This window comes from Dyadobacter sp. 22481 (assembly GCF_052044875.1).
GTDB lineage: Bacteria > Bacteroidota > Bacteroidia > Cytophagales > Spirosomataceae > Dyadobacter > Dyadobacter endophyticus.
On sequence record NZ_JBQENV010000002.1, the window covers coordinates 93,124 to 118,375 of the forward strand.

The window sequence follows — 25,252 nt, forward strand, 5'->3', positions numbered from 1 at the left end:
GCAATTGAAATTAGAATGCTAGTATTTCCGAATGCCAAGATCAATATAGGCCTAAATATCGTTGAAAAGCGCCCGGACGGGTTTCATAACATCGAGTCCTGTTTCTACCCAGTAGGTTGGTCGGATGCGTTGGAAATTACTTTGGCTGAAACCTTCTCGTTTCATGCCGACGGGATCGCCATCCCGGGCAATGCGGAAGATAATCTTTGCACGAAGGCTTACCAGATGCTCAGGAGGGATTTTCAGCTAACTCCCGTCAAAATACATTTACTAAAAACGGTACCCATAGGCGCCGGGCTCGGCGGTGGGTCTGCCGACGCGGCGTTTACTATAAGAGCATTGAATCAGCTTTTTGAGCTCAATATTTCGATTGCAGAGCAGGAGCATTATGCAAGACAGATCGGCAGCGACTGCGCCTTTTTTATCAGAAATAAGCCGGTGTATTGCTTCGAAAAAGGCGACCAGTTCGATAATATCGATGTTAATATCGCGGGGAAATGGATCGTGCTGGTGAACCCTGGGATACATATTTCGACCGTTGAAGCATATTCCGGCGTAGTTGCGAAACGAAGCACCGAAAATTTACGTACTATACTTCGGGAGCCTATCATAGAATGGAGAGGCCGTGTCAAGAATGATTTCGAAGCAACGCTTTTCAAAAAATACCCTCTTTTGGAGGAAGTAAAGGAAAAGCTGTACAGTCTGGGAGCAGAATATGCTGCCATGAGTGGTTCAGGATCGACACTGTTCGGTATTTTCGGAGGGGAACAAAATCTGAAACAACATTTTCCCGACTTTCGTCTGTGGCAGGGTTTTCTTAAATAAATTTAACCTCCGGGTTATGTATTAAGGTGTAAATTAGTCGTTATATTCACCTTGAATTGCGCTTTTCGAAGATATCAATGATTGGGAGATGAGTCCGAAGCACACAACCAGGCAAACTGAAAATCCTTTCACCAAACGACGTGAGCCGCTTGGCTTTATGCTTTGGCTTGGGGTTGCTGGCAGCTCGTTGCTTTTCACCTCCATTTTTGTCATTTTCCTTCTGCGGGCCCATAAAGAAACCGCCCATTTGGTCGCGCTGCCGGATATGTTCTGGCTGAGTACCCTGGTCATTTTGTTCAGCAGTATCACGCTTCACGAGGCTAACCTCGCATTTACAAACGAACGCTTCCTGCATTATCGGGTATTTATGGGTGCTACGCTCATACTAGGCTTCATCTTTATCATGTTGCAGACCGGCGGATGGATGGAAATGGTCAATTCCGGCGTTTTCAGCGGCGTCAATACTTCCGAAGGATTCATCTATCTCTTGACCGGCCTTCACCTCCTCCACATGATGGGAGGCGTGTTGTATTTGAGTTATTTGTTCAGAAAAGCTGTTAAGAACAGAAGTTATGTGGATTCGTTCGTGTACAGCGTCAATCCTCCAAACCGCCTTCGTATCAGGCTCTTCACGCGCTACTGGCATTTTACGGGAGCACTATGGCTGGTGGTGTTCATTTTTCTGATCGTGCTATATTGAGCAGCGCCCCGGACGCATTACTGTCCCTGAATTGCATTTTCGAATTCGTATATTTGAAATCCGAGATGCAATAACATGATCCCAGCTTCACCTCCGATCCATACCGACCTTTTTTCATTATTCATGCTGCTGGGTTGCGTACAGGGGTTGATACTCGCGTATTTTTTCCTATCGCACGCAAAGGGCAGCAACCGTTCGAATCTCTTTCTTGGGATTCTTATCCTGGCGATGTCGGTAATTATCAGCGATGTGTGGTTAGGGTATACCAATTATATGTTTCGCGTGCTGTGGCTGGTCGATTTCAGCGAACCGTTGAATCTGCTGATGGCCCCAGCCGCATTCCTCTATACCAAAACAGGCGTAACCCAGCGGGTTTCCAGGCGGGCATGGATCCATTTCATCCCCTCGATGGCCTACCTCGCATACATGTGCGTGCTCATTTACCCGCAAAGTCTGGCGTTCAAGTATAATGCGAACATTGGCTCCTTCCACCCGGAATTAGAAAGAATTGCGGCCACGGCGTATGGCAGCGAGTGGATGTTTTATCCGAAATGGTATATCAACGAGCTCACGTTCGCCAGTATGGTTATCTACAGTGTCGCCGGTTTCTGGTTTCTGACCGGGGCATTCAGGGAACGCGGGATTTCGTTTTTTACGGGTGAAAAAAGCTCGCTTTCATGGTTCAGGGATATGTCCTTACAGCTGACATTCCTGATACTGGTTTTCTTTGTCGTCCGGACTTCATTCCCGCACGACTTGGGCGATCATATTATCGCCGCATTCATTTCGCTGATCATTTATATTGTCAGCTTTACGGTGTTAAGGAAATCGTTGTTCTTTCATGAGTCAAACGAGCGGACCGCCCGGAAATACGAAAAATCTTCATTGACCCGGGAGATACAATCTGCGACGCTGGGCAAGCTGGAAGCAGTAATGCTCGCTGAAAAACCATTCCTCGATCCGGGATTTTCGATGCCGGCACTTTCCAAACGACTTGGAGTGTCAACGCATCATCTGTCACAAATCCTTAATGAGGAGTTAAAGCAAAGCTTTTTCGACTTTCTGGGTGCGTATCGGATTCAGGAGGCGCAGCGGCTCCTTGCCGACGAGGGTAATGCATACATCAAGATCGAGGAGATCGGTCAGATGGTGGGGTATAACTCGAAATCCGCATTCAATACGGCATTCCGCAAAATAACCGGCTCCACTCCCTCGGAATACCGTAAAAAGCACGTCAATCAGAAGTTCTGACTTATCGGGAAGAACTTCGAACGGATCAGGACGGTCGTTTCCTGCCTTTTTTGGGCGCTAGTTTTGGACATCACTCAAAACTATTTGTCATGGAAACAAAGCAAGACCAGTTTCACTCTGCTTCTCCCAACATCCGCCGGTACGATCTCGATCGGTTGCGTGTTATTGCATTCGCTATCCTGATCTTTTTTCACGTCGGCATGTTTTTCAATCATTGGGATTGGCACATCAAGAACAATGTCATAACACACGCAGTAGAGTGGCCGATGCGGTTCAGCAGCCAATGGCGGATGTCGCTGCTATTTATGATCTCAGGGGCAGGGGTCTATTTCGCTTTGGGGAGCCGTGGGCCGGCAGCTTTTCTGAAAGAGCGGTTCATACGGATCTTCATACCGCTGGTTTTCGGGATGTTTGTAATCGTGCCGCCGCAGATCTTTTTCGAACGACTTACGCAAGGGCAAACATACGGTTATGTTGATTTTTACAAAACTGTATTTCAATTTGTCCCTTACCCGCAGGGCAGTTTCAGCTGGCACCACTTATGGTATCTGGTTTATATCTTCTGCTATTCGCTGCTGGGGCTTCCGCTGTTACTTTTGCTGCGCCGTTATACCGGCTTTACGCAGCGCTTGGCCGCGTTTTTCTCTAATCCGTGGAGCTTGATCATCGTCCCGGTTCTCTGGCATGTAGGCGGGAGCATTCTGCTGGCGGAGCATTTCCCGACGACGCATAACTTGGTGAGGGATTGGAATGAGCATTTCCACGATTTTACGTTGTTCGTAACCGGTTTCTTGCTTTGTTCGCAACCGCGTTTTTGGGAAACACTTCAAAAACACCGACGCCTGACGTTGGGCATCTGGGTCACGCTGACCATTGCCCTGTACGCATTTTACTGGACTGTCGACCGGGATATGGATGCCACGCAGTGGCTGGTGTACGATGTTATTAAAACGACTAATGCATGGTGTATCCTGCTGTCGATCTTCGGGTATGGCTACACCTACCTTCAATTCAGCAATCCTTTCCTGAGGTATGCCAATGAAGCAGTGTATCCGTTCTACATTCTGCATCAAACAGTGATCATTTGCCTCGCATATCCGCTGATCAACGCCCCGGTGCATTGGTTCGTGAAATTTATTTATCTATGCGTGGCAACATTCTTGATTTGCCTGGGAACATACCATTTCCTGATCCGCAAGAGTAATTTTTTGCGGATTGTATTTGGAATGAAAGCAGTAAAACGACAGAAAACCGGAGAATCCGTGGAGCCTATTTCTTCAATATCTTGAATTCCACGCGCCGGTTCTGCTGCTGACCTTCGGGCGTATCATTCTTGGCGACAGGCTTGGTTTCACCGTAACCCTTGCTGGCAATGCGGTCGGGCTCGATACCTTTTCCGATCAGGTATTCGCGAACGGTGTCGGCCCGTTCCTGTGACAGGTTTATGTTAAATTCCGCGCTACCCGTGTTATCGGTATGGCCGCCCAGCTCAATGGCGAGCGTTTTGTTTTCCTGCATTGAAATGGCAATGCGGTTCAACTCGGGGAATGATTCTTCGCGGAGCGTGGCTTTTCCAGTGGCAAAAAAGATATTATTGAGCCGTACGATCTGGCCTTCCTCTATCGGGATCAGTTTCAACGATTTGTTGGCGATTTCCTTAAAACTCTTATTACCGTGGTTGGTAGTGTCGGTAAGGTCAATATTCTCTCCTTCTGCGATGAAATTAGGGGCAACAGCGCGCCAGCTGTATTTCTGGCCATAAGGAAGCACAAGTTTGTATTCTCCGGTAGTAGGGTTGGTCGTGGCGGTTCCTACTTCCTCGCCGGTAGTCAGGTCTTCGTAAATGATCGTTGCTTCGACAGGTTTCCCGGTTTTGGAATCGATCACTTTTCCACTGATCATCACCACGGGGTCTGAAGGGGGAACAACGGCCACCGGTGCCTCCGTCGAATCCGCTGGCGAAGGTTTAGGTTGAAGGTTGAAACGGACAATATCCCCTTTGCCCTCTGTGTCCTTAAATGATACCATATAGGCGAAGTCGCCCAATGCGGATATGGTATAGTAAGCATCGTAACCATCCGTGTTGATCGCCGGGCCGAGGTTTACGGGCCTGCTCCATCTCTTCCACGATTTGTCGATCCGCTTGCTGTAATAAATGTCGTTGCTTCCCTGCCCGCCCTTCCGGTCACTGGAAAAATAGAGCGTGACGCCATCGGGTGCCAGAAAAGGGGTTGTTTCCGTAAAATCCCCGGTATTGATTTCGGCTCCCAGGTTCAGCGGTTTCGACCAGGTGCCGTCTTTTTGCTTAAAGCTGACGTACAGGTCGTCGACCTTGCTGTTTTTCTTCTCGCTGAACGACATTACCAGTACCTTCCCGTCATTGGAAAGATAGCCGCAATCGAACTGGCCTTTGCTGAGCTTGGTATAACCGGGGATATCCAGCTTGGTTGGAGCGGACCAGCCTCTGGCCGTTTTTTTACTGGTTGAAAAACCCCTGGTCTCGTAGGTTCCGTTTTTATATGCTCCCTTGATTAGCAGGGTATTACCGTCGGGTGTAATGCTGTAAAGGCTGTTATAATCCTCTTTGTTGAGCGGCGAAGGAAGCCTTCGTGCGGGCGACCATTTGTCGCTTTTCAGTTCCGAAAACCAGATATCCTGGCTGCCTTTCGGGCCGTGCGTGTTCTGCGGATGGCTCACCCGCGAGAAATAGATCGTTTTGCCGTCGGGGGAAATGATCGGGCTGATTTCATTGTATTCGGTGTTAACCGACTTCCCGAGGTTTTCCAGTTGCGCGTAGGCGGTAATGGATGTGGCGACCGTAATGGCTAATAGGCAGAAAGCACGCATTGTTTTGACGGGATGGCTAGTGTTTATCTACATACAACGACCCATCCAGCGGCTTATTTTCCGCATTTTGAGAACGGAAGATTTCCATTTTTTCAAGGAGTGTTGCGGGGTCTCCGTCTACGACCAAAAGCTTGCGGGTATCGGGCCGTAAAAAGCCTTCTTCCACCATTTTATCCAGTTGGAGAAGCAAAAGGTCGTAAAATCCATTGACGTTCAAAACCCCTACCGGGCCATGGAATATGCGAAGCTGTGCCCAGGTCAGAATTTCGAAAAGCTCGTCGAGCGTGCCATAGCCGCCCGGTAATGCGATGACACCGTCGGTCATCGAAACCATTTTGGCTTTGCGCTCGTGCATTGTCTCCACGAAATGCAGCTCGGACAACGTTTTGTGTGCTACTTCCAGTTTGGCCAGGAAGTTAGGGATAATACCCGTAACGAATCCGGCATTGTCTATGGCGCCGTCGGCTACCCGGCCCATGAGGCCCATATTGCCTCCGCCGTAAATGAGTTTGATGTTCCGCTTTGCCAATTCCGCACCCAATTGGTAGGCGGTTTCGGCATATAGCGCTTTCTTTCCCGGATTTGAACCGCAGTATACAACTATGGATTGCATCGAATTAACGGATTTTATGATTTAGGGCGACGAATCGGCGGGTTATGCCAGAACATCCGCAGCCAGTTTTTTCAGGTCAAGATCGCCGAACGTACCGGAACTCATCAGCAGTAAATTGGCATCTTTCCAGGTCAGCGACTTTAAAAATGCTTCCAGTTCCGCAGAACTTGTAAATACTTTCAAATCATCCCGCTTGAATGCCGTCCTGATATCTTCTTCCGACAAGCTTTCGAGCCGCTTGTGTTCCACTGTCAGCGGGTTGAAATACACAATGGCGACATCGGCAGCTTTCAGTTTGCGGCGGTACTGCGACAGGAACCCTTTGTTAAGGCTGCTAAACGTATGAAGCTCTGCGCAGGCTACAAGGGTTCTTTGGGGAAACTGTTCTTTCAAAGCGTTGGTAGTAGCCTCTACTTTGGAAGGCGCGTGAGCAAAATCGCGGTACACATTCACTGTTTCATTGGCACCTAGCAGTTCCAGCCTTTTCGATGCGCCCTTGAACGTGGCGATCGCCTGATAGAATTCCTCGTCGGTCACACCCAGGCGTTCGCACACTTCACGTGCGCCGCTGATATTTTTCATATTGTGGTTGCCGAAGACGAGGATCGGAACTTCGCCTTGTTCAGCGGTGATCAATATCGTCCTGTTATCTTCGATCCGGTGCGGATGTACATTGTAAGGTGTGCTGGCGACGTCGGGACGGCCTTTTTGCCCGATCACATCAAGCATATCATCCGTCTCGTCGAAAATGATCGCACCGGCTTTGGGCAGAGAGTCGGCGAGCAGCTCAAACTGCTTCACGTACGATTCCCAGGTTGGGAATACATTGAAATGATCCCAGGCAATGCCGCTGATCAGTGCAATATGTGGTTGGTAGTGGATGAACTTGGGTGTGGGGTCGATGGGCGAGGTGAAGTACTCGTCACCTTCGATCACGATGAGAGGCGCATTTTCGGAGAGCTTCACCATATTGTCGAAACCCTCGATCTGTGCGCCGACCAGGTAGTTGAAATTTCTATTATTGTATTTCAAGACATGGAGTACCATTGAAGTAATGGTTGTTTTTCCATGACTACCGGCTATCACCACCCGTTGCTTGTTCTGGCTTTGCTCGAAAATATATTCGGGATAAGAATAGACCTTGATACCCAGCTCTTTTGCCCTGGCCAGCTCGGGGTTGTCCTGCCTGGCATGCATGCCGAGGATGACGGCTTCCAGGTCGGAAGTGATTTTTTCAGGGAACCAGCCCGTAACGGGCGGGAGCAGGTCATATTGCGCGAGCCGGCTGGACGATGGTTCATAGATCTCATCATCGGACCCCGTCACAACGAACCCTTTTAAATGTAGTTCGATGGCCAGATTGTGCATGACACTACCGCCAATCGAAATGAAATGTATTTTATGCAAAGATGAAGATTGACTCATTGACAATTCTAAAAACTGATTCCGTTCGAAAGTTAGCAAGAATTGGCCTTTGGGCAAATCCCGGTCGCATCCTATTTCCCGCCTTCTTTCACGAACTTGACATTTTCACGCGTGCCATCGTTCCACCCAAGCCCGATTACATACGAACCGGAAGCCAAACCCCGGATATCGATCTCCTGCTGTGGCTTGTCGGAACTGTAAACCGCCTGGCCGGTAATGTTGAATATCCTGACGGTCGCGATATTCTTCCAGTCGTTCGCAGAAATCTTTATTTTGTCGCTGGCCGGGTTAGGATAAATGCTCACGACAGTCGTCGTTTCGAAACGAAGGCTTATAATCCTGCTGTATGAAAATGTCTCGTCGCGGTCGATCATTTTGAGCCGGTACAGATTTTCGCCGGGCAATGGGTTTCCATCGGTGAAATTATACCTGCTTACTGCATTCAATACATCGCCTGCTGCGGCCACGGAGGTAACCCGCACCCACTTTTTGCCGTCGGGGCTCCGTTCTATGTCGAACTTTTCGCTATTCACTTCTTCGGCTGTGGACCAGGCGAGTTGCGCCTGCCTGCCCTCTTTTACAGCCGTGAAGCTGATTAGCTTCACAGGCAATGCACGGGCAACGGGGACGACTTTCGATGAAGATTTGACGCCGCACCCGCTCCGCACCGATGTGGCAGTGTAGTTATAATCGCCTGGGGTGGCAGGGGCATTGAATGTGATGGAACTGCCCGTCAGGTTATTGGCCCCCTGGCCGGTCCAAACATAGTTCGCCGAATTGCATTCCGGCCCCTGGCAATTGATGCTGAGCGTCACCGGCGTCCCCACAACGGGTTTGCCCGGGGAAGTGCTCATGTTCAGCGTAAATGAGCAAGGCAGGTAATTGTCTTTTTCCCAAAGGTTTTCCCAATAACCCGTGTCCGTCATCCTGATCGAAGCGGGACGAAGGTCGGTTTGCCCGAAGTTCTGGCCGCCTATCTGGTTCCACTTGTCGAAAAGGAAGTTCCCGGTGAAAACATTCGGAAAAATGTTGATAGTAGCCGCTTCCGCGCGGGCCGGAGGTTGGTAAGAGCCCGTAATATACTGCTCGCGGCACAGCGCGAGCGTGGGCGCGAGCTGCTGCATTTCTATGTCATTATAATGCATGGCAATGTGTACGTAGTCGGCGCCATGCTTGTAGGCTCTTGGAAACCACTCATAAGGAATACCCCCATTGATCCCCGAACCGCCAGCGGGCTGGGCAAGGTCTATCGGGTCGAACTCCACGCCTGCTATTTTGTTGGGGTAGGTACCTTTAATGACGTCGATTCCCATAATTTTTTTCCAAAGGTCCCATTGATTGGTGCCGTCGGTATGGTAAATACCGTCCGACAATTCCAGTGCAAGGAGAAGAGTGCTGCTGTGCAAATGCCAGTTGTTGCCCTGCACGGAGCCAAAATCGGATATGAAGTGCAATACTTTAATGGAAGGATTACGGTTTTTGACGGTTTGATAAAAGCCCTTGAAAAGTTTCAGCAAACCCCACCCAGCGAAGCGATGCAGGTCGCGGCCTATTTCAGAATTGTAATTTCCGTCGGTTGGTTGGGGGGCGGAAGCGATAGGATAGGAGTTCCGGCCCCAGGTAGCATTGAGTTTTCCCGGAAACCTTGCCGGAAGAAACTTCGTGCGCCAGGCCTGTAATGCCTTTGCTTCGAACATGCCGGCATAATTGACGGAATTGACCGTTTTGTTGGGGATATAAAATTCTTCCGACCCATTGTTGCCCATCGCCACATACAAAATCCTCGAAGAATAGGCCTGGACCTGCGCCAGCGCGTCGTCCACGAAAGCTAGAAAGCGACTCTTAGCATCTTCGGAGTACACCGATGGGTAAGTATGCGCAACCGCTTCGCGCATAAGCGAGCCGGTTGATAGTTGTGCGACGTCTGGTAGCGCAAGGAAGCTGTCGTTCCAGTAACCTGGGCGGAGGTACGAGAAATGAAGCGCTACTTTCATGTTCGGGTTAATATCCAGAATGGCTTTGACCGCCTGGGCCAACTTTGCCCGCTGGTAATTGCCCGCGGTAGGTTCATAATGCTCCCACTGTACATGCAGCCTGATGGCCGTCGGACTTGCATCCTTCCCATTGTATTTAAGGTTCGCAAATTTTAGAATGTATTGCCATTGCTCGGCATTAATTCCGTTGGGCGCTGTCCGGTCAAACCCGTAACCCGTAGTGTTGAGGACCAGTTCGCGCTGGCCCAGAAGTATGGCGGGCCGGCAAACAAGGAGGGCAAGAAAAAATGCGACAATTAGTAAACGTGATTGAATGGGGAAAAGCAGCAGACCTTTGAAACGCATATAATTTATGTTCGTGGGCGATTACAGATTCTCAGATTTTGAAAAATAGTACTAATTTTTTCTACAAGAGACATAGAAATTCATGGAATGTAAAGAAAAGTCAAAAATAAATTCTACAAATGGTGACAAAAAAACGCTCACCTGTCCAGGTGAGCGTTTTTAACTAATTGTATTTAATAGCAATTATGCCAACTTCTTATATTTAATCCGGGTGGGAGTTGCGTCGTTGCCTAATCTCTTGCGGCGGTTTTCTTCGTATTCGGAGAAGTTTCCTTCAAACCAATAAACCTGCGAATCTCCTTCGAATGCCAGAATGTGCGTTGCGACGCGGTCGAGGAACCAGCGGTCGTGGGAGATGATTACCGCGCAGCCCGCAAAGTTTTCCAGGCCTTCCTCCAATGCACGAAGGGTATTGATGTCCAGGTCGTTGGTAGGCTCATCGAGCAGCAACAGGTTGCCGCCTTCTTTGAGTGTCATCGCAAGGTGTACGCGGTTACGTTCACCACCGGAAAGGGTTCCTACCTTTTTCTCCTGGTCGCCGCCGCCAAAGTTAAACCGGCTCACGTATGCACGGGCGTTGGCCTGCTTGCCCGCGAGCATGATCCAGTCGTTGCCGTCGGAAACGCTCTGGTATACGGTTTTGTTCGGGTCGAGATTGTCGTGTTCCTGATCTACATAGGCGAGTTGCACGGTCTCACCAACGTCGAAATGACCTGTCAGCGGTTTCAGCTGGCCGGTAATGAGTTTGAATAAAGTAGTTTTACCGGCACCGTTCGGCCCGATAATGCCTACAATACCGTTTGGCGGTAATGCGAAGCTGAGGTTTTCATACAACAGCCTGTCACCGAAGCCCATCGAAACATTATGTGCTTCGATGACCTTGTTTCCAAGCCTTGGGCCGGAAGGAATGAAGATTTCCAATTTCTCTTCTTTTTCTCTGCCTTCCTCACTGAGCAATTTCTCGTAAGCCCCCAGCCTCGCTTTGGATTTGGCCTGGCGTGCTTTGGGTGCCAGACGTACCCATTCCAACTCGCGCTGCAATGTTTTCTGACGTTTCGATTCGGTTTTCTCCTCTTTTTTCAGGCGTTCCTGCTTTTGTTCGAGCCAGGAAGTATAGTTGCCTTTCCAGGGAATACCCTCGCCACGGTCGAGTTCAAGGATCCAACCGGCAACGTTGTCGAGGAAGTAGCGGTCGTGGGTTACAGCGATGACCGTTCCTTTATATTGTCTCAAATGCTCTTCGAGCCATAGTACCGACTCGGCGTCGAGGTGGTTGGTGGGCTCATCGAGCAGAAGAACGTCGGGCTGGCGGAGCAGGAGGCGGCACAACGCGACCCGGCGTTTCTCACCACCCGAAAGTGTCGATATCAATGTATCCGACGGCGGGCAGCGTAAAGCGTCCATCGCGATTTCGAGCCGGTTGTCGAGATTCCAGGCGTCCGAAGCGTCGAGTTTTTCCTGAACTTCCCCCTGTCTTTCCAATAATTTGTCGAAATCAGCGTCTTCCGCACCGAAGGCTTCGTTGATCTCGTCGAATTCTTTCAATAAATTTACAATTTCTTGTACACCTTCTTCTACAACTTCGCGAACGGTCTTGGTAGGATCGAGTTTCGGTTCCTGTTCGAGCATTCCGACGGAGTACCCGGGAGAGAAAACTACCTCACCCTGAATGTCTTTGTCGATGCCGGCGATCACACGAAGGAGTGTTGATTTACCGGAGCCGTTCAGACCGAGGACGCCTATTTTGGCACCATAGAAAAAGGATAAATAAATGTTTTTGATAATATGTCTGTTGGGAGGAATGATTTTGTTAACCCCCGACATTGAGAAAATAATGGTTTCGTTACTCATTTTTTGTTTAATTTGTGCGTAACAAATATCGTTATATATCCCTACACTTAGCAGATAAAAAAAATTGAAAGAATGGAAAATGCCACATTGAATGATGAATACGGCTACGTTAAGGACAGCAAAGTATTTTTAAAGGGGTATCTGGATTTCCCCGACCGGCAAATTGGAGAAGTAAAAAGGACTGAACAGGAAGCGATTGACTATTTTAAAAATCGTTTTAACATTGTCCTGAACAAAGTTGAACAGCTGGAACGCGAAATAGATGAAGCACTTAATAAGGGCTCTTACCTTACCAAGCTGATCCAGTTGCAGCGCAAGTTGAAAGGTTTTGATGCATTGGGTGATTTTGTTCCCCTGTTGAGAAGGCTGGAAGAGAAGGAAGAATATCTCAAAGGCCTTATTGAAGTCAATCAGCTCAAAAATCTGGAAATCAAACGTGCGCTGATCGAAGACGTGAAAGTTGCCGCCGCAGTGACCGACTATGCCACTGCAACGGACCAGATTCAGGAGATCAAAGCGAAATGGATCCGTACCGGGCCGGTCGACAAGGAATATCAGGAAGAAATTGAAACAACATTCCAGCAAATTCTGGATGATTTCTTCCAACGTCGTCGCGACTATTTTGACGAGCAGAACAAGCTCAACCAAGCACGGATCGAAGAATACGAGCGTTTGATCAAAATCACCAAAACGCTTAGCTACTCGAGAGATCTCGATGATGCTTATTCGAAAGCAAGGGACGTACGCAATGCATGGAACAATGTAGGAGAGGTTCCGCCAAAGCGCTTTTTCAAAGTCAACAAGGCGTACCGTCACTTCCTTAAATTATTCTATGACAAATATAATGCCGCCAAAGGCATCGAGCCGAAGGTACGTGTTGACCCGCGTATCGTAGAACAGCAAAAATTGCTGGCAGAGGCCGAAACGCTTTTGAGGTCACCCGATATCATTGAGGCATCCCAGGCGGCAAAAGCCCTGCTCAGCAAATGGAAGGAAATCAAGATCCCTTTCAAACTGGCAGACAAGGAACTAGCGGAAAAGTTCCGTATGGTGTGCGACAAGATATTCGAGTTGAGCTATCTGGCACGCGTTATCAGCCGCAAATACCCGGCTTTCGACCTGAAAAGCCCCGAAGAGCAGCTTCGTACCAAATACCGCGAGCTCGAATGGCTTACCAAACGCGAGAAAAGCGACCTTGAATTCGCGCAGCTGGAATTTGACCGCACCGCTACCGGCGATCCCGAACAGGACAAGCAAGCCGTTGGCCGCATCAATATCCAAAAACGCAAGGTTCAGATGAAGGAGCGCATCCTCGTCGAATTTGAGAGAAAATTGAAGGCAATTACCGGATAACGCTCACGGACTGATCCTCAGCGGCTAATGTCGCATAGACGACTTATTAATAACCAAATTGGATTGCAATACCCTGGTCTCGAATTCGGCCGGGGTATTTTTGCTTTCAATAAGGTCCAGTAATAAGGATGCGGCCTGCTGGCCCATTTCGAATGACGGCTGGGTCACCGAGCTCACCGGCGGATCGAGGAGCGACGACATGGCCAGGTCGCAGAAACCTACCACCGCAACATCGTCGGGCATCCGGTAGCCCAGCTGCCGCAATGCCGAGTGAATGCCCATGGTAATGCGGTCGCTGGCGCCGAAAATGGCATCCGGACGCTCGCGCAGGGCCATGAGCTGGTAGGTGCGCTCCGTACCGCCCGCCTGCGTGATCTCGCTGTGCAATACCCATTCTTCCTGAAATTCGATCCCATGTTTTCTTAATGCGTCTTTATACCCTTCCAAACGGAAGCGTGTAATGGATACCGGTTTGGGGCCCGCTATGTGTGCAATGCGCTTGCAGCCTCTTTTGATCAAATGCTCCGTAGCGTCGAAAGCGCCCCGGTAATCATCAACCCTCACCTTATGAGAGTTCATAGCATCGCTCACACGGTCGAAAAACACGACAGGAATGCCCTGTTCCTGCAAGGAAGCGAAATGGTCGATATTCTCCGACTGGCTTGAAATCGCTACCACGAGGCCGTCGACCCGCCGCGAGGCAATGTGCCGCGTGGCCGAACGCTCCCTTTCGAGCAGTTCGTGACTTTGGTAGATCATCGTATGGTATCCACGGCTATACGCAATATCTTCCACGCCACCGATGGCCGACGAGTAGAAGCGGTTCGCAATATCCGGTACAATTACCCCGATCGTTTGCGTCCGGTTTTTAAGCAGACTGATTGCTATCGGATTGGGATAATAGTTGAGCTCCTCCGCCAGGTCGATCACCTTTTGCTTGGTTTCTTCACTGATTTCGCTGCTGTCACGCAAAGCGCGGGACACAGTCGATTTGGAAATGCCGAGTTGCCTTGCAATCTCTTTGATGGTGATAGAAACCTTTTTCATACGGGTATATTGAAATAGTACAATCTTGCTAAAAAGTCCCGGAAATACACTAATGGTCAATGTTGCACAAAGTCACCACCGTTCGCACAAAGTTCCGGGAAAAATTGCGGGAATGGGAACGGTTCCGGGAACGGTTGCGTAAATTTATTGCTTTTTTTCAAGATTTTTTTTTGTGTATCAGCGAACGAGTGTTTAAACTAGATAAATCATCGACGAAGACAAGGGGCTTAATACCACTACAATTCGAGGAAATTTTCTATAATTAACCTAGCTCAGCTTACATGGAAACAAACTCATTTACCAGTACATTACCATCAGCCTGTTCTCAGAAAAGTATACTGGAAACCCTGTTTGGCAGAGTGGTGACTAACGGTGATTATAATGCGTTCCGCGAGTTATTCACACGTCATTACCGTTCGCTGTGCAACTACGCCATGCGGGTGGTCGTAACGCGGGAAATCGCGGAGGAAGTGGTATCCGATGTATTTGTGAAACTTTGGAAAAATCGTGAGCAGATTGAGGTGCATACTTCATTTCAGGCTTACATTTACAGGGCTGTGCGCAACCAGGCGCTGGATTACCTGAAACTGCGTATCCATCGTCAGAATGAGCGGGATTCGCTGGAATCGGTGCAGTGGAATATGAGTCACGCGGATCATTTTTCGCCTGCGGAAGAGTTGTCGTATAACGAATTTTACGAGCATATTGAAGATTGTATCCAGGCATTGCCGCGCCAGTGCCAGCTCATCTTCCGCCTTAGCCGCGAAGAAGGCCTCCGCTACCGCGATATCGCCGAACGGCTCGAAATTTCGGTGAAGACGGTGGAAACACAAATGAGCCGCGCATTGAAAGTCTTGCGCGAGCGCGTACCGGAGCATAGATTAGTAGCATAGAGCATTTAAAATAATAATGGCATTAGAACAAACTTGGCGTTGGTTCGGGCCTAACGACCCTGTTTCGTTGCAGGATATCCGTCAGGCCGGGGCGACCGGAATCGTAACCGCATTGCATCATATTCCCAACGGTGAAGTTTGGGAAGTATCAGAAATTCAGGCGCGTAAGCAGCTGATCGAGGACGCCGGCCTTACGTGGTCGGTCGTGGAAAGTGTGCCTGTGCACGAGTCGATCAAGACACGTTCAGGGGATTTTGAAAAACATATCCTTCATTATCAGCAGTCGCTCCGGAACCTGGGGCAATGCGGTATCGATACCGTCTGCTACAATTTTATGCCCATTCTCGATTGGACGCGAACCGATCTGGACGCACCCATGAAGGATGGTTCCACAGGTTTGCGGTTCGATGCAACCCAGTTCGCTGCTTTTGATCTTTACCTTCTGGAAAGACCGGAAGCGGAGGATTTGTACACCGACGAGCAGAAGCGTGCTGCGAAAATCTGGCTCGAAACCGCGTCGGAGCAGGAGAAGCAAAAGCTCGTCCGTAATATCATCGCCGGCTTGCCTGGTTCGGAAGAGAGCTTTACCGTTGAAGAGTTCAGAAAGGTTTTGAAAACCTACGAGCATATCGGCGATTTCGAGCTGCGCACGCATTTATACCAGTTCATCCAGGCCATCGGGCCGGTGGCGGAAGAGGCGGGGATACGGTTAGCGATCCATCCCGACGATCCTCCGTACCCGATCCTGGGGCTGCCACGTGTAGTAAGCACCGAAAACGATGCGGAAATGCTGCTGAAAGCATATGATAAGCAAGCGAACGGTATTTGTTTTTGCACGGGATCATACGGCGTCAGGCCGGATAATGATCTTGCCGGGATGGTTGACAGGCTGGGCAGCAGGATCCATTTTATCCACCTGCGCGCCACCAAACGTGAGCACGACGGCAGCTTTTACGAGGCCGATCACCTGGATGGCGACGTGGATATGTACGGTGTGATGCGCTCATTGGTATTGGAACAGAAAAGGCGGGAAAATGAAGGCAGAGCCGATTTGAGAATGCCTTTCCGCCCGGATCATGGTCACCGTATGCTCGATGATTTGTCGGCGACAAAGCGGACCAACCCGGGTTATACGGCTATCGGGCGTCTGCGTGGGCTTGCGGAGCTGCGCGGGCTTGAATACGGGATTGAAAGAAGTTTGTGATTGTAACAAGAAAGAGAATGGAAACGATTAGCACCGCAGTACAAAAGACCTTCATTTCCGAAGATTTCCTCCTCCGTTCGGAAACCGCGCGTATCCTTTACCATGATTATGCGAAGGAAATGCCGATTATCGATTACCACTGCCACCTGCCGCCCGATCAGATCGCGGAAGACAAACAGTTTGAAAACCTGACGCAGGCCTGGCTTTACGGCGACCATTACAAATGGCGGGCCATGCGCGCGAATGGTATTAACGAACGGTATTGCACCGGTGAGGCCAGTGACTGGGAGAAGTTCGAACAATGGGCCGCAACGGTACCTTACACGATGCGGAACCCCCTTTATCACTGGACGCACCTCGAACTGCTCCGCTATTTCAATATTGATATACTGCTAAACAAGCATACAGCCCGCGAGATTTACGATGAATGCTCGGCCAAGCTGCGCCAACCCGATTACTCGGTGAAAAGTTTGCTAAACCGGATGAACGTAAAGGTTATCTGCACGACGGATGATCCAACGGACTCTCTCAATTATCATAGAACGATCAGCGATAGCGATTTCGATATCCGTGTCTTGCCTACATTCCGGCCGGATAAGGCGATGCTGCTGATCGAATCGCCGGAGGATTTCAAACAGTATTTGTCCAAACTTGCGCAAGCAGCTGGTACGGGAGAGATTGCTTCCTATGACGCATTGCTGGCAGCATTGCAGAACCGCCACGATTTCTTCGCTTCGATGGGTGGCCGCTTGTCGGACCATGGCTTGGAGCATATTTATGCTGAATTCGATGAAACTGCGGCCCGCGAGGCATTCGCGGTTGCATTGAAAGGGGAGAAGCCTTCGGCAAGCCAGGCACTGGCGTTCAAGTCGGTTTTGCTCTATGAAATGGCCAAAATGGATCATTCCAAGGGCTGGACACAGCAGTTCCACCTCGGTGCTTTGCGCAACAACAACGAGCGAATGCTCCGCGAACTCGGCCCGGACACCGGCTGGGATTCCATCGGCGATTACAGCCAGGCGCAGGCGCTGTCGAAGTTCCTGAACAAGCTGGATTCGACGGATCAGCTGGCGAAAACGATTTTGTATAACCTCAATCCGGCCGATAATGAGGTGTTGGCTACGATGACAGGGAATTACAATGATGGTACCGTTGCCGGCAAAATGCAATTCGGTTCCGGCTGGTGGTTCCTCGATCAGAAAGATGGTATGGAGCGGCAAATGAATGCACTTTCGAATATGGGTTTGCTAAGCCGTTTCGTGGGAATGCTCACCGATTCCCGCAGCTTCCTTTCCTATCCGCGTCACGAATATTTCCGCCGTATTCTTTGTAACCTGATTGGACAGGATGTCGAAAATGGGGAGTTGCCTAACGACATCCAGTGGCTGGGCAAGATGGTGGAAGGTATTAGCTATAACAATGCCAACAAATATTTTGGTTTTTGAATAAAATCCGAATTTAAAATACACTGATAAATGAATAGCCCAGACATTTTTGTTGTGGGCTATTTTAATGTTAATACTTAATTTTGGTTCGTAATCATTTTTCAATGGCCCGTCAGGGAGTTCTTTCTTTGGCAAACGGGCATTAGTTTAAAATATGGCTCAGATAGTATCCTTCGGAGAAGTCCTTATGCGGCTTTCCACTCCTGGTTTTTCCCGTTTTGAACAAGCCCGTCAATTGAATGTAACTTATGCCGGTGGCGAAGCGAATGTTTCGACCGCATTGGCATATTGGGGACATAGCACGGCGCATGTTACCCGTTTCCCTGACTCGCCCATCGGACGAGCGGCGGCTCAGTATCTCCATTTTCACGGTGTCGATGTTTCGCATATCATTTACGGCGGCCCAAGAATGGCCGTCTATTTCCTCGAAACCGGTGCAGCCATGCGCGGAAGCCAGATCGTGTACGACCGCGCCAATTCATCCCTCGCAACCATCGACCCGAAAGAACTTGATTGGGACGTCATTTTGAAAGACGCGAAATGGTTTCACTGGGCGGGTATTACGCCCGCATTGTCACAGGGAGCCGCAGACGCGTTGCTCGACGGCATTAAAGCTGCCCGCAAACGCGGCATTACCGTTTCAGGCGACATTTTCTACCGTGCCAATTTGTGGCAATACGGTAAAAAACCATCTGATATTCTTCCCGAGCTGACTGCCGGAACGGACGTCGTAATTGCCAACAGCATCAATATCAAGGAGATTTTTGACATAGATGGAAACGATTTTGTCGAATCCTGCGTCAACTTACAGAAGGCTTTCCCGCAGGTGAAGACGGTGGTAGATACTAAAAGGACGTCGATCAGTGCTTCGCATAACCTGTTGAGGGCATTTTTGTGGAATGGCAAAGCGTTGCTGGAAACGGAAGACATCGAAATTAACCCGATCATCGACCGCGTTGGCGGCGGCGACGCATTCATTGCCGGTCTTATCCACGGACTTATCACTTTCGATGACCAGCAAAAGGCCCTGGAATTTGGCGTGGCTGCATCCGCATTGAAGCATACCATCGAAGGAGACGCGTTGATCTCGACGATTGCCGAAGTGGAAGCCATCCGTCAGGGAGAGACCTCAGGAAGAATCAAACGCTAGCAATCTGGCCAATAATCATGGATAAAGAAACAACACTGATACTTTTGAACGAAGTCGGCGTGCTGCCGCTGTTCTACCATGCCGATATTGAAATTGCCAAAGAGGTGATCAATGCGGCATACCGGGGAGGCGCACGTGCATTCGAGTTTACCAACCGCGGTGATAATGCCTACAATGTATTTACGGAGCTTTTGGCTTATGTAAAGGAAAGCCTGCCAGGCCTTTCGCTGGGCATCGGTACCATTTATGATGCGGAAACCGCACAAAAATTCATCGACGCCGGCACTGACTTCATCGTAACGCCTTGCCTCAACCCGGCAGTGGGCCAGGCCTGTGCAAAGGCAGGTATTCCCTGGATTCCCGGCATTTCTACACTGACTGAAATATACAATGCACAACAGGCGGGTGCCGAGGTTGTTAAATTGTTCCCGGGTGAAGTGGTGGGTTCGGCATTCGTGCGGGCGATCCGCGGGCCTATGCCAAAGGTTAAAATCATGGTAACCGGCGGCGTGCAGCCTACCAAAGAAAGTATCAACGAATGGTTCGGAGCCGGAGCTTATGCAGTAGGTTTAGGCTCAAACCTCTTTCCGAAGGATGTGGTAGCAGAAGGAAACTATCCCTGGATCGAGCAGAAAGTTGCGGAAAGCATTGCGCTCGTAAAGGAGTTCCGGGCTAATAGCTGATTAATATTCGAGAATGTCGCTCAGGCGGGTGGAGAAATTGATCAGGACTTCACCGCCTGACAACGTTTCTTCAAAATGCATAGCAAGCTGAGGCTTGCCCGGTTCGTAAATGTAGGTCGTCTGACTGTCCGGACACACGAGCCAGGCAAGCCTCACACCATTACTAATCCATTTGACCATTTTTAATTTAAGTTCGGCCAGGCTATCGGTTTCAGATTGTAGTTCAATGACAAAATCGGGCGCCATGCTAGGGAACGAGCGTTTTTCAGCTTTGCTCAGTGCATTCCAGCGATCAATTTGAATCCAAGCCACATCTGGAACACGCATCGACTTATCTTCCAGAAAAAACCCTCCACTTGACTCTATCACTTTACCAGCCTTATACTTGCGATTCCAAAAGACTATTTCTGCAATCAATTCACTGTTGTTGGAGCTGCTAAGGATAAAGGTAGGTGTCATAGTGATGTGTAGTTGCCCGTGTTCATCTCTTTCCACCATCAATTCAGGGTTGGCTACGCAGAATGCGACCAACTCTTCGTCGGTAAAAGTCGGATGCGCAGGTATGTTCAATGGAAGAATCATAATGTGCTTTTGATCAAATATAGGCATTTACCAAAATTAAAGCCAATTGGCTTTCTCCCGTATAATTTTGTAACTTATAAGGCAATTAGCCGTGACAAAATTATGCTTACCGTAGCCCTCATTATTTCGCTGGTGTTATTTTCGCTCGGGTTTATCGTAACGCCGGGTAATGCAAAGTACCTGGTATCGGGGTATAATATGATGTCCGAGGCCGATCGCGCAAAGATGGACATAGTCTCCTATGTAAAGTTTTTCAATCGCTTCCACCTGTTTCTCGGCGTCAGCGTGCTGGCGGGAGTGCTGCTGCTGAATATTTTCAGTGCCAATTGGGCTACGGTCTTTATGATAATGTATCCGCTTTTGGCATACGTGTACATGATAGCCGTGGGCAACCGCTATTACACGGGCACGAGCGGGCAGCGGGTAGGAACTTACATTGCAATGGCCATCATGATCGTCGTGGCTGTGGGAGCAGGCTTCCTGATGTTTGCCGGGATGAAGGACAGCGAGATATTCCTCACCACCGGCGCGTTGGAGGTCAAAGGCCTTTCCGGGATGAAAATCGCGCGCGATGATGTGACCTATTTCAGCGTGACCGACAGCCTGCCCGACATTTCGAGCAAAGCGAACGGTTTTGCGGGTGGGGAATATAAAAAAGGCTCTTTCAAAACGGATGATGGCCGGATTGTGAAGTTGTATATCAATAAAAAATCCCACCCTTACCTGCTGATCAAAACAGGGAAGGATGAGATCTATTTCAGTTCCGGCGAAATCTCGGCTGCCGAACTCTATAATCAGCTTAAAGCGTGGAAGTCCCCGTAGCCACCGGTTCGGTCATGTAGCCTTTCACGGCCTCGGCAAAACCCGGTAGTAATGTAAGATCAGTATCCCAAAGCGACACATCACTCAGAACCTGCTGCGCCAGATCGACCGGCGAGGCGGCATTCTTCCATTTTTCATCAAAATAAGCCGCCGAATCGCAGCGGATCGAGTAAGGCTGGCCATCGCGTTCGCCGTAATAGGCGTTGTCTTTGTGAACCGTAGGCTTCATGAACCGCAGGAATGCCGCAAATCCTTTGGCAAACAATGCAGGAACCTCTTCGGACTGCCGATAGTGGTTCAAAAGCGTCGGAATGTTGCGCATTTTCATCTTGGCCGTGTATTGTACGGTAATGTCGATCAGCTGGTGCCGGATGAAAGGATTACGGAAGCGGTCGAGCACCTGCCCACCGAACTCCTGTGCCTGTGCGGGATCTACATCGTACGGTATCGCGGGTGCCAGTTCCTTCAACATTACATCGGCGATAAATTGGGCCGTTTCGGCATTCTCCATGGCTTCACGGACGGTGTCGAGCCCATGCAGGAAAGAAAGGCCTGACGCCAATGTATGGGTGCCATTCAGCAACCTTAACTTCAATTCACGGAATAGATCGATATTAGGCTCGATCACCACGCCTTTATCAGCTTGCGCAAAACTCAGTACATCACGCACCTGTTGGCCGCCCTCGATGGCCCAGAGACGGTAAACTTCGGAAACAATCAGCAGATCGTCGCGGAAACCCTGTTTTTCAGAAAGCGTCTCCACTGTTTCCGTATCTGGTTTGCCGGGAACAATACGGTCCACGAGCGAGCTGCAAAAATGATTATGTTGTTCGAGCCAGTCCATAAACGCCTCGCCGAGGCTATGCCGGCTTGCCTGTTCGAGCACGATGGCTTTCAATTTCGGGCCATTACCGACGATCAGTTCCGTCGGTACAATCACCATCCCTGACTCCGGTGCCCCATTGAATGCTTTGAAGCGCTCGAATAAATAGGCTGTAAGTTTCCCCGGAAAGGACACGGGCGGGCTGGCAAAAATATCATCGTCGACAAGCTGGATACCAACTTCTGTCGTATTGGAGATAACTATATTAAGCTGCGAATTGTGCGCGCATTCAAGAATATCGGCCCAGTCGCCGGACGCTGCCAGTGTGCGGCTGATGCTGGTGTTGATAACGGTTTCGTCGATCTGCCGGCCGTTTTCGATACCACGAATGCTGTGGGAGAAAACATTCTGCTGCTCCGAGAACGCATCCGTTCCTCCCGTGCTGGTCGATTTAACTACCACGATCCGGCCGTTGAAAATGCCCTGTGCATTGGCCTTGTTCACGAAATAATCGGGAAGACCGCGTAGCAGCACGCCCGTGCCGAACTGGATGATTTTTTCAGGCAATGCAAGAAGTTTCCCGTGATTGGGGAGAAGTTCGGGCTGCTGGTCGAGCAGTTGGGGAGAAAGCTGCGGTAACGACATTTTTTAGTAGATAAAAGGTTTGATAGTGTGACGCCGTTTGGAAAGCACAACCCTTAAACAAAAAGAGGCACCTTTGGGCACCTCTTTGTATATTTTTCAAGTTAGACTTAAACAGACATTGCAGCAAATCCGCTTTCTTCTTTTTCCTTCTTTTCATCGGGAAAAACGAAGCTCATCGGATTATTCACTTTTTCGGGAAGAAGGGCAATGCCGAGTACTTCGTCGATCTGGTCCACATAATGGAAAGTCAGGTCTTTGATATAGTTGGCTGGTACTTCTTCCACATCCTTGCGGTTTTTCACACATAGAATAATTTCCCGCACACCCGCGCGGCGGGCAGCCAGAATCTTTTCTTTCACGCCACCAACCGGAAGCACTTTTCCACGCAATGTGATCTCGCCGGTCATCGCGATAAACGGTTTCACCCGGCGTTGCGTAAATATCGAGGCCATGGAAGTAACCATCGTCACACCCGCACTTGGGCCGTCCTTGGGCACTGCACCCGCAGGTACGTGTACATGGAGGTCGTAATAGTTGAAAATACGGTAATCGATGCCTAATCTTTCCGCATTGGCTTTGAGATAGGACAATGCAGCAACAGCCGATTCTTTCATTACGTCGCCCAACTGGCCCGACAGCGTCAAACCACCTTTGCCGCGGCTGAGGCTTGTTTCGATGAAGAGAATTTCGCCTCCCACCGATGTCCAGGCAAGGCCGGTTACAACTCCTGCGAAGTCGTTGTCCTGATACAGATCTTTATCAAAAATCTCCGCGCCGAGGTATTTCTCTACCTGATCCGCTTTGATGGTCTTGGGGTAGTCCTGTTCCATCGCCACCGACTTCGCGATTTTGCGGATTACCGTTCCTACCTTCTGTTCGAGGTTACGAACGCCCGATTCGCGGGTGTAGCCTTCAATTACTTTGAGCAATGCCGCGTCTTCAACCTTTACGTCCGTCGCTTTCAGGCCGTGGTCCTTGCGCTGTTTTGGAACGAGGTAACGTTTGGCGATCTGCAATTTCTCTTCGATCGTATAGCCGGTCATTTCAATGATCTCCATCCGGTCGCGCAATGCGGGATGAATGGTATCGAGCGAGTTGGCAGTCGCTACGAAAAGGACCTTGGAGAGGTCATATTCTACTTCAAGGTAGTTATCGGTAAATGACGAGTTTTGTTCGGGGTCGAGAACTTCCAGCAATGCCGAAGAAGGATCGCCGCGGTAATCGGAACTTACCTTATCGATTTCGTCGAGGATGAATACCGGATTGGCAGAACCTGCTTTTTTGATATTCTGAATGATTTTGCCCGGCATAGCGCCGATGTAAGTCTTCCGGTGTCCACGGATTTCGGCTTCGTCGTGAACGCCGCCCAGCGCCATCCGGATGTATTCCCGGTTCAACGCCTTCGCAATGGACTTGCCAAGCGAGGTTTTACCCACACCCGGAGGGCCATAGAGACAAAGGATCGGTGCTTTCAGGTTACCTTTCAGTTTCAGTACCGCCAGGTATTCGATAATACGCTCTTTTACTTTTTCGAGGCCAAAATGGTCGGTATCGAGGATTTTCTGGGCTCTTACCAGGTCGAAATTGTCTTTGGTATATTGCCCCCACGGCAAATCCACCAGCGTTTCCAGGTAATTCATCGTTACCGGATACTCGGGGGCCATCGGGTTAATGCGCTGCAATTTGGTCAGCTCTTTTTCAAAGTGGAGCTTTACCGGTTGCGCCCATTTTTTCTGGCTCGCTTTCAGGCGGATTTCGTCCAGATCGCGTTCGGGGCTGTCCATTCCCAGCTCGTCATGCAAAACTTTGATTTGCTGGCGGAGGAAATAATCCCGTTGCTGCTGATCGATATCCGAGCTGGCTTTCGTCTGGATTTCCCGCTTGAGTTCCAGCATTTCGATCTCCCGCATCATGTATTGCAGCAAAAGCGTTGCCTGCTTGTGGCCGTTGCGCTCTTCCAGCAATTTCTGCTTGTCGGCAATCTCTACGTTGATATTTGACGACAGAAAGTGGATCAAAAAGATCGGGCTCTCGATATTGTCCAGCGCGATGCGTGCTTCTTGCGGAATTTCCGGGTTCAGGCGCATGATCTTATGCGCGCCGTCACGAAGCGATTGCAACAAAGCTTTGGCTTCCTTTTTGGTAGGGCCAACAAATGAGTCTTCGATCGCCCGTACTTCGGCGGTCAGGTAAGGTTCCTCATTTACAATGGCTTTGATTTCAAAACGCTGGCGTCCCTGAACGATAATCGTGACATTGCCATCGGGCAAAGTGATCATTTTCAGAATTTGTGCAACGGTACCAATATTGTAAAGATCGTCGGCCGTAGGGTCTTCCTTGTTGGGAATGGCCTGGGTGACGGCACCGAGAATACGCTGATTGATATCGGAATTACGGTATATCTTTTTAACAAGCCGGATGGCCTTCTGGCGCACGACCGTTACGGGGATTACCATTCCGGGAAAGAGCACTGTTTGCCTGATCGGGAGTATTGCTAATTCGTTGGGAAGTTCAAAAGGCTCGTCAGAGCCATCGGGGCCACCAAGAGGAACGATTTCAAGGCTATCCATGTCCGAGTCGGACATCAGCAGCCGGCTATATAGATCAGAAGGTTCAAATTTCATAGGCATTCTGTCAAATTGACAGATAATCTTTTCCCAATATATAAATAATGACTTTCAAAAGAAAGGCATTATAAAACAAAATAGCCGTGCCACTACACATTATGTCATGCATTTTTATGAGCGGTCGCAA

At 49.6% G+C, this 25,252-nt stretch carries 20 protein-coding genes; 11 read left to right on the forward strand and 9 right to left on the reverse strand.

Annotated elements, in window-relative coordinates; genetic code table 11:
• Positions 1 to 15 precede the first annotated feature (15 nt).
• From ispE to ACTJJJ_RS10540, 4 genes are all read left to right on the forward strand, one after another.
• Positions 16 to 825, forward strand: a complete 810-nt coding sequence (gene ispE / locus ACTJJJ_RS10525) for a 4-(cytidine 5'-diphospho)-2-C-methyl-D-erythritol kinase (protein WP_440701755.1) — start codon at positions 16 to 18, stop codon at positions 823 to 825.
• A gap of 88 nt (positions 826 to 913) precedes the next feature.
• Positions 914 to 1,525, forward strand: a complete 612-nt coding sequence (locus ACTJJJ_RS10530; protein WP_188938951.1) for a cytochrome c oxidase subunit 3 — start codon at positions 914 to 916, stop codon at positions 1,523 to 1,525.
• Between the two features lie 75 nt (positions 1,526 to 1,600).
• Positions 1,601 to 2,776, forward strand: a complete 1,176-nt coding sequence (locus tag ACTJJJ_RS10535) for a helix-turn-helix domain-containing protein (RefSeq protein WP_440701756.1) — start codon at positions 1,601 to 1,603, stop codon at positions 2,774 to 2,776.
• A gap of 89 nt (positions 2,777 to 2,865) precedes the next feature.
• Complete coding sequence (locus tag ACTJJJ_RS10540) at positions 2,866 to 4,065, forward strand: acyltransferase family protein (RefSeq protein WP_440701757.1); 1,200 nt, start codon at positions 2,866 to 2,868, stop codon at positions 4,063 to 4,065.
• Here the strand turns inward: ACTJJJ_RS10540 and ACTJJJ_RS10545 are convergent.
• From ACTJJJ_RS10545 to ettA, 5 genes are all read right to left on the reverse strand, one after another.
• Complete coding sequence (locus ACTJJJ_RS10545; protein WP_426292596.1) at positions 4,046 to 5,623, reverse strand: OmpA family protein; 1,578 nt, start codon at positions 5,621 to 5,623, stop codon at positions 4,046 to 4,048. The genes ACTJJJ_RS10540 and ACTJJJ_RS10545 overlap by 20 nt on opposite strands.
• A gap of 16 nt (positions 5,624 to 5,639) precedes the next feature.
• Positions 5,640 to 6,236 carry a TIGR00730 family Rossman fold protein gene (locus ACTJJJ_RS10550; RefSeq protein ID WP_188938948.1) on the reverse strand — a complete coding sequence of 199 codons (597 nt, stop codon included), beginning with the start codon at positions 6,234 to 6,236 and terminating at the stop codon, positions 5,640 to 5,642.
• 42 nt (positions 6,237 to 6,278) lie between these two features.
• Positions 6,279 to 7,661: a UDP-N-acetylmuramate--L-alanine ligase gene (locus ACTJJJ_RS10555; protein ID WP_188938947.1), complete on the reverse strand. Its 1,383-nt coding sequence runs from the start codon at positions 7,659 to 7,661 to the stop codon at positions 6,279 to 6,281.
• Positions 7,662 to 7,732: 71 nt separating this feature from the next.
• A complete protein-coding gene (locus ACTJJJ_RS10560; RefSeq protein WP_440701758.1) occupies positions 7,733 to 10,000 on the reverse strand; it encodes a T9SS type A sorting domain-containing protein in 2,268 nt (755 codons plus the stop codon).
• A gap of 183 nt (positions 10,001 to 10,183) precedes the next feature.
• A complete protein-coding gene (gene ettA / locus ACTJJJ_RS10565; protein ID WP_188938945.1) occupies positions 10,184 to 11,851 on the reverse strand; it encodes an energy-dependent translational throttle protein EttA in 1,668 nt (555 codons plus the stop codon).
• A 72-nt stretch (positions 11,852 to 11,923) separates the two neighbouring features.
• Between ettA and ACTJJJ_RS10570 the strand changes: the two genes are divergently transcribed.
• Positions 11,924 to 13,204 (forward strand): DUF349 domain-containing protein, encoded by a 1,281-nt coding sequence (locus ACTJJJ_RS10570; protein WP_188938944.1) that lies wholly within the window; start codon positions 11,924 to 11,926, stop codon positions 13,202 to 13,204.
• A 24-nt stretch (positions 13,205 to 13,228) separates the two neighbouring features.
• Here ACTJJJ_RS10570 and ACTJJJ_RS10575 read toward each other — a convergent pair whose 3' ends face one another.
• On the reverse strand, positions 13,229 to 14,251 hold the full coding sequence (locus ACTJJJ_RS10575) for a LacI family DNA-binding transcriptional regulator (protein ID WP_188938943.1): 1,023 nt from the start codon (positions 14,249 to 14,251) through the stop codon (positions 13,229 to 13,231).
• A gap of 281 nt (positions 14,252 to 14,532) precedes the next feature.
• On the opposite strand from ACTJJJ_RS10575, the gene ACTJJJ_RS10580 reads away from it, so the two are divergent.
• From ACTJJJ_RS10580 to ACTJJJ_RS10600, 5 genes are all read left to right on the forward strand, one after another.
• On the forward strand, positions 14,533 to 15,144 hold the full coding sequence (locus tag ACTJJJ_RS10580; protein ID WP_188938942.1) for an RNA polymerase sigma-70 factor: 612 nt from the start codon (positions 14,533 to 14,535) through the stop codon (positions 15,142 to 15,144).
• 16 nt (positions 15,145 to 15,160) lie between these two features.
• Complete coding sequence (gene uxuA, locus ACTJJJ_RS10585) at positions 15,161 to 16,348, forward strand: mannonate dehydratase (protein ID WP_426292599.1); 1,188 nt, start codon at positions 15,161 to 15,163, stop codon at positions 16,346 to 16,348.
• Positions 16,349 to 16,365: 17 nt separating this feature from the next.
• On the forward strand, positions 16,366 to 17,793 hold the full coding sequence (gene uxaC / locus ACTJJJ_RS10590; RefSeq protein WP_188938940.1) for a glucuronate isomerase: 1,428 nt from the start codon (positions 16,366 to 16,368) through the stop codon (positions 17,791 to 17,793).
• A gap of 154 nt (positions 17,794 to 17,947) precedes the next feature.
• On the forward strand, positions 17,948 to 18,943 hold the full coding sequence (locus ACTJJJ_RS10595; RefSeq protein WP_188938939.1) for a sugar kinase: 996 nt from the start codon (positions 17,948 to 17,950) through the stop codon (positions 18,941 to 18,943).
• Between the two features lie 17 nt (positions 18,944 to 18,960).
• Positions 18,961 to 19,626, forward strand: coding sequence for a bifunctional 4-hydroxy-2-oxoglutarate aldolase/2-dehydro-3-deoxy-phosphogluconate aldolase (locus ACTJJJ_RS10600; protein WP_188938938.1), 666 nt, complete (start codon positions 18,961 to 18,963; stop codon positions 19,624 to 19,626).
• On the opposite strand, the gene ACTJJJ_RS10605 is transcribed toward ACTJJJ_RS10600, so the two are convergent.
• Positions 19,627 to 20,235, reverse strand: a complete 609-nt coding sequence (locus tag ACTJJJ_RS10605) for a Uma2 family endonuclease (RefSeq protein ID WP_440701759.1) — start codon at positions 20,233 to 20,235, stop codon at positions 19,627 to 19,629.
• A 75-nt stretch (positions 20,236 to 20,310) separates the two neighbouring features.
• Between ACTJJJ_RS10605 and ACTJJJ_RS10610 the strand changes: the two genes are divergently transcribed.
• Positions 20,311 to 21,030 carry a DUF3784 domain-containing protein gene (locus ACTJJJ_RS10610; RefSeq protein ID WP_440701760.1) on the forward strand — a complete coding sequence of 240 codons (720 nt, stop codon included), beginning with the start codon at positions 20,311 to 20,313 and terminating at the stop codon, positions 21,028 to 21,030.
• Here the strand turns inward: ACTJJJ_RS10610 and ACTJJJ_RS10615 are convergent.
• Both ACTJJJ_RS10615 and lon read right to left on the reverse strand, forming a co-directional pair.
• Positions 21,008 to 22,498, reverse strand: coding sequence for a tagaturonate reductase (locus tag ACTJJJ_RS10615; RefSeq protein WP_440701761.1), 1,491 nt, complete (start codon positions 22,496 to 22,498; stop codon positions 21,008 to 21,010). The genes ACTJJJ_RS10610 and ACTJJJ_RS10615 overlap by 23 nt on opposite strands.
• Before the next feature lie 107 nt (positions 22,499 to 22,605).
• A complete protein-coding gene (gene lon, locus ACTJJJ_RS10620) occupies positions 22,606 to 25,122 on the reverse strand; it encodes an endopeptidase La (RefSeq protein ID WP_229223341.1) in 2,517 nt (838 codons plus the stop codon).
• Positions 25,123 to 25,252 lie beyond the last annotated feature (130 nt).

Excerpts from the sequence above, each read along its gene's own strand:
- uxaC (WP_188938940.1), top strand. The coding sequence starts at position 16,366 with ATGGAAACGATTAGCACCGCAGTACAAAAGACCTTCATTTCCGAAGAT.
- ACTJJJ_RS10595 (WP_188938939.1), top strand. The coding sequence starts at position 17,948 with ATGGCTCAGATAGTATCCTTCGGAGAAGTCCTTATGCGGCTTTCCACT.
- uxuA (WP_426292599.1), top strand. The coding sequence starts at position 15,161 with ATGGCATTAGAACAAACTTGGCGTTGGTTCGGGCCTAACGACCCTGTT.
- ACTJJJ_RS10605 (WP_440701759.1), bottom strand. The coding sequence starts at position 20,235 with ATGCCTATATTTGATCAAAAGCACATTATGATTCTTCCATTGAACATA.
- ACTJJJ_RS10535 (WP_440701756.1), top strand. The coding sequence starts at position 1,601 with ATGATCCCAGCTTCACCTCCGATCCATACCGACCTTTTTTCATTATTC.
- ispE (WP_440701755.1), top strand. The coding sequence starts at position 16 with ATGCTAGTATTTCCGAATGCCAAGATCAATATAGGCCTAAATATCGTT.
- ACTJJJ_RS10570 (WP_188938944.1), top strand. The coding sequence starts at position 11,924 with ATGGAAAATGCCACATTGAATGATGAATACGGCTACGTTAAGGACAGC.
- ACTJJJ_RS10550 (WP_188938948.1), bottom strand. The coding sequence starts at position 6,236 with ATGCAATCCATAGTTGTATACTGCGGTTCAAATCCGGGAAAGAAAGCG.
- ACTJJJ_RS10560 (WP_440701758.1), bottom strand. The coding sequence starts at position 10,000 with ATGCGTTTCAAAGGTCTGCTGCTTTTCCCCATTCAATCACGTTTACTA.
- ACTJJJ_RS10600 (WP_188938938.1), top strand. The coding sequence starts at position 18,961 with ATGGATAAAGAAACAACACTGATACTTTTGAACGAAGTCGGCGTGCTG.
- ACTJJJ_RS10530 (WP_188938951.1), top strand. The coding sequence starts at position 914 with ATGAGTCCGAAGCACACAACCAGGCAAACTGAAAATCCTTTCACCAAA.
- ACTJJJ_RS10615 (WP_440701761.1), bottom strand. The coding sequence starts at position 22,498 with ATGTCGTTACCGCAGCTTTCTCCCCAACTGCTCGACCAGCAGCCCGAA.
- ACTJJJ_RS10540 (WP_440701757.1), top strand. The coding sequence starts at position 2,866 with ATGGAAACAAAGCAAGACCAGTTTCACTCTGCTTCTCCCAACATCCGC.
- ettA (WP_188938945.1), bottom strand. The coding sequence starts at position 11,851 with ATGAGTAACGAAACCATTATTTTCTCAATGTCGGGGGTTAACAAAATC.
- lon (WP_229223341.1), bottom strand. The coding sequence starts at position 25,122 with ATGAAATTTGAACCTTCTGATCTATATAGCCGGCTGCTGATGTCCGAC.
- ACTJJJ_RS10555 (WP_188938947.1), bottom strand. The coding sequence starts at position 7,661 with ATGAGTCAATCTTCATCTTTGCATAAAATACATTTCATTTCGATTGGC.
- ACTJJJ_RS10610 (WP_440701760.1), top strand. The coding sequence starts at position 20,311 with ATGCTTACCGTAGCCCTCATTATTTCGCTGGTGTTATTTTCGCTCGGG.
- ACTJJJ_RS10575 (WP_188938943.1), bottom strand. The coding sequence starts at position 14,251 with ATGAAAAAGGTTTCTATCACCATCAAAGAGATTGCAAGGCAACTCGGC.
- ACTJJJ_RS10580 (WP_188938942.1), top strand. The coding sequence starts at position 14,533 with ATGGAAACAAACTCATTTACCAGTACATTACCATCAGCCTGTTCTCAG.
- ACTJJJ_RS10545 (WP_426292596.1), bottom strand. The coding sequence starts at position 5,623 with ATGCGTGCTTTCTGCCTATTAGCCATTACGGTCGCCACATCCATTACC.